This window comes from Streptomyces sp. NRRL B-24572, from assembly GCF_002156145.1.
Classification (GTDB): Bacteria; Actinomycetota; Actinomycetes; order Streptomycetales; family Streptomycetaceae; genus Streptomyces; species Streptomyces vietnamensis.
Genome location: NZ_MWIG01000668.1, coordinates 1 through 2,684, shown reverse-complemented (window position 1 = coordinate 2,684; position 2,684 = coordinate 1). Strand labels below are relative to the sequence as shown.

At 76.2% G+C, this 2,684-nt stretch carries 2 protein-coding genes; one reads left to right on the top strand and one right to left on the bottom strand.

Annotation, left to right across the window (positions count from 1 at the left end):
- Positions 1–1,354: MFS transporter (locus CCN56_RS33050; RefSeq protein WP_256962313.1), on the bottom strand; the 1,354-nt coding region annotated here is incomplete at its 3' end.
- Positions 1,355–1,610: 256 nt separating this feature from the next.
- On the opposite strand from CCN56_RS33050, the gene CCN56_RS33045 reads away from it, so the two are divergent.
- Positions 1,611–2,684 (top strand): carbohydrate kinase family protein (locus tag CCN56_RS33045; protein ID WP_086831540.1); only part of this gene is annotated, 1,074 nt, incomplete at its 3' end.

Below are 2,684 nucleotides of genomic sequence, written 5' to 3'. Positions count from 1 at the left end.
GGGCCTGACCCTGTGCACCCTGCTCCTGCTGGTCGCCGCCCCCATGACGGCAGTGGCCCGCCACGCCTCGGGCCGCCCCCTGGTCCCGGGCTCGATCCACCGCCGCGGCGGGGCGCCGGCGGCGGTGCTCGCGGGCCGGGGCTCGGGGACCTCCCTGGTCCCCCAGATGGGAGCGCCGGAGCAGGAGGTCGCGGCGGTGGATCGAGCCCGGGACCAGGGGGCGGCCCGAGGCGTGGCGGGCCACTGCCGTCATGGGGGCGGCGACCAGCAGGAGCAGGGTGCACAGGGTCAGGCCCATGCCCGGGTAGCCGGCGTGCTCCGAGAGGAGGCTGCCGGTCACCGGGCCGCAGGCCACGCCCAGGGACGAGGCCGAGCCGACCATGACGGCCCAGCGGCCGCGCGGGTCCAGGGAGGCCGCCAGGCCCAGGAGGTAGGACAGGACCACCGGGTAGACGGCGTTCCAGAGGATCTCGCCCGTGGCGAAGCCGGCGAGGCTTTCCGCGGTCGAGCTCAGCAGGACGCAGCCCGCGATCGCCACCGTGCCCGCGCCGATCGGGACCGCCCGGCCCAGGCGGGAGCCGAGTGCGCCCGCCGCCGTGACGCCGGCGAGGCCCGCGCCGAGTGCCGCCGCGAAGACCGCGCCCACGGTGACCTCGGAGAGGCCCGCCTGGGTGAGGCCGATGCGGCCGCTCACGCCCCAGAGCGCGTTCTGCGCGAGCGACCAGCCCAGGATGCCCCCGGCGAGCACGGCGCCCGCCCGTCGGTGGGGGAGGGGGCCCGAGGCCGTCGCCGTCTCCCGTACCGCGTGAGCGGCGTGGGGGAGGCGGGCCGTGAACGGCCACACCAGGGTCGCCGTGCAGGCGATCGCGAGGAGCGGGGCGGCGTGGCCGCCGCCCAGGTGCGGCAGGGTCAGGTACAGGGCGCCCGCCGTGGCCGAGACGGCCAGGAGGCCGAGGGTCGAGGCGCGGTGCGGGTCCCGTCGGCCGGCGATTCCGGCCACGGCCACCGCCGTCGCCGTGCCCGAGCCGAGGCCGCCGAGGACCGCGCCCGCGACCACCAGCGGTACGGAGGCGGTCGCGGCGGCGGAGCCGTATCCGACGGCCATCGCGAGCAGGCCCGTGCGGGCCGCTCGGCGCGGGCCGACCCGGTGTCCGCGCGCGGCGAGCGTGAAGCCGGCCGTGGAGGAGCCGAGGAGCAGGACGGAGCCGATCAGGCCCGCCTGGGCGGGGGTGAGGCCGAGTCCGGCGGAGAGCCGGCCGACGACGGTCGGCAGGAGGTACGGGGCGAGGTAGCCGGCCGTGAAGAGGGCGACGAGGGCGACGAGGGCCCCCGAGCGGCGGGTCCGCGAGGACATGGGCGTTCCCAGGAACGGAAGGGGAGGGGTGGAGCGCCCGGTGGTGTGCGCGGGGGCACGGGGTCGCGAACCATGTGTATCAAGCAGGTGAGTGGCGGGAGAAGGTGGTTTCCGCCGGTTCGGTACGTGATCCGGGTCACTTTCGGTTTGGGGGTGGGGTTCGGGGGTAAGCAGCGCTCCTTTTGTGCGTCCCGCCCGTCACCCCACCCCCATCGGGCACACTGATCTGATCCGCACCACGACCGGGGAGCCTGCCGTGACCACAGCAAGGGGAGAGCAGCCGCAAAACGACGCCGGGGTCGACCCGTTGGTGTGTCTGCGCGAGCCCACCGACCCCGCCTGTGACGTCTTCCTGACGGGCACCGTCTTCCTGGACATCATCTTCACCGGGCTCGATTCCGCCCCCGTGCGCGGCACCGAGTCATGGGCCCGCGGCATGGGGTCCAGCCCCGGCGGCGTCGCCAACATGGCCACCGCCCTCGCCCGGCTCGGACTGCGGACCTCCCTCGCCGCCGCGTTCGGCGACGACCACTACGGCGAGTACTGCTGGGACGCCCTGGAGCAGGGCGAGGGGATCGACCTCTCGCTCTCCCGGACCGTGCCCGGGTGGCACTCGCCCGTCACCGTCTCCATGGCCTACGAGGGCGAGCGCACCATGGTCTCGCACGGCCACGAGGCCCCGCCGCTCGACGGCGCCCTGCCCGCCTACCCGCCGCACGCGCGCGCGGCCGTCGCCTCCCTCGTGCCCGGCCGCTCCGAGGACTGGGTCGCCCAGGCCGCCCGCGGCGGCGCCAAGGTCTTCGCCGACGTGGGCTGGGACGACACCGGCCGCTGGGATCTCGCCGGGCTCACCGACCTCCAGCACTGCGAGGCCTTCCTGCCGAACGCCGCCGAGGCGATGCGCTACACCCGCACCGACTGCCCCCGGGCCGCCGCCCGCGCCCTCGCCGACAAGGTCCGCTACGCCGTGGTCACCCTCGGTTCCGAGGGGGCCTACGCCGTCGACGGCGGCACCGGTGAGACCGCCGAGGTGCCCGCGATCCAGGTCTCCGCGCTCGATCCGACCGGCGCAGGGGACGTCTTCGTCGCCGGTTTCGTCACCGGCACCCTCGCCGACTGGCCGCTCGCCGACCGGCTCGCCTTCGCCGGTCTGACCGCCGCCCTGTCGGTGCAGGAGTTCGGCGGCTCGCTGTCCGCCCCGACCTGGGGCGAGATCGCCGCCTGGTGGCAGCACGTCCAGGGCCACGCCCGGCAGGACCCCGAGGCGCTGCGCAGCCGCTACGCCTTCCTGGAGCGGCTCCTGCCCGCCCCCGCCCGCCCCTGGCCGCTG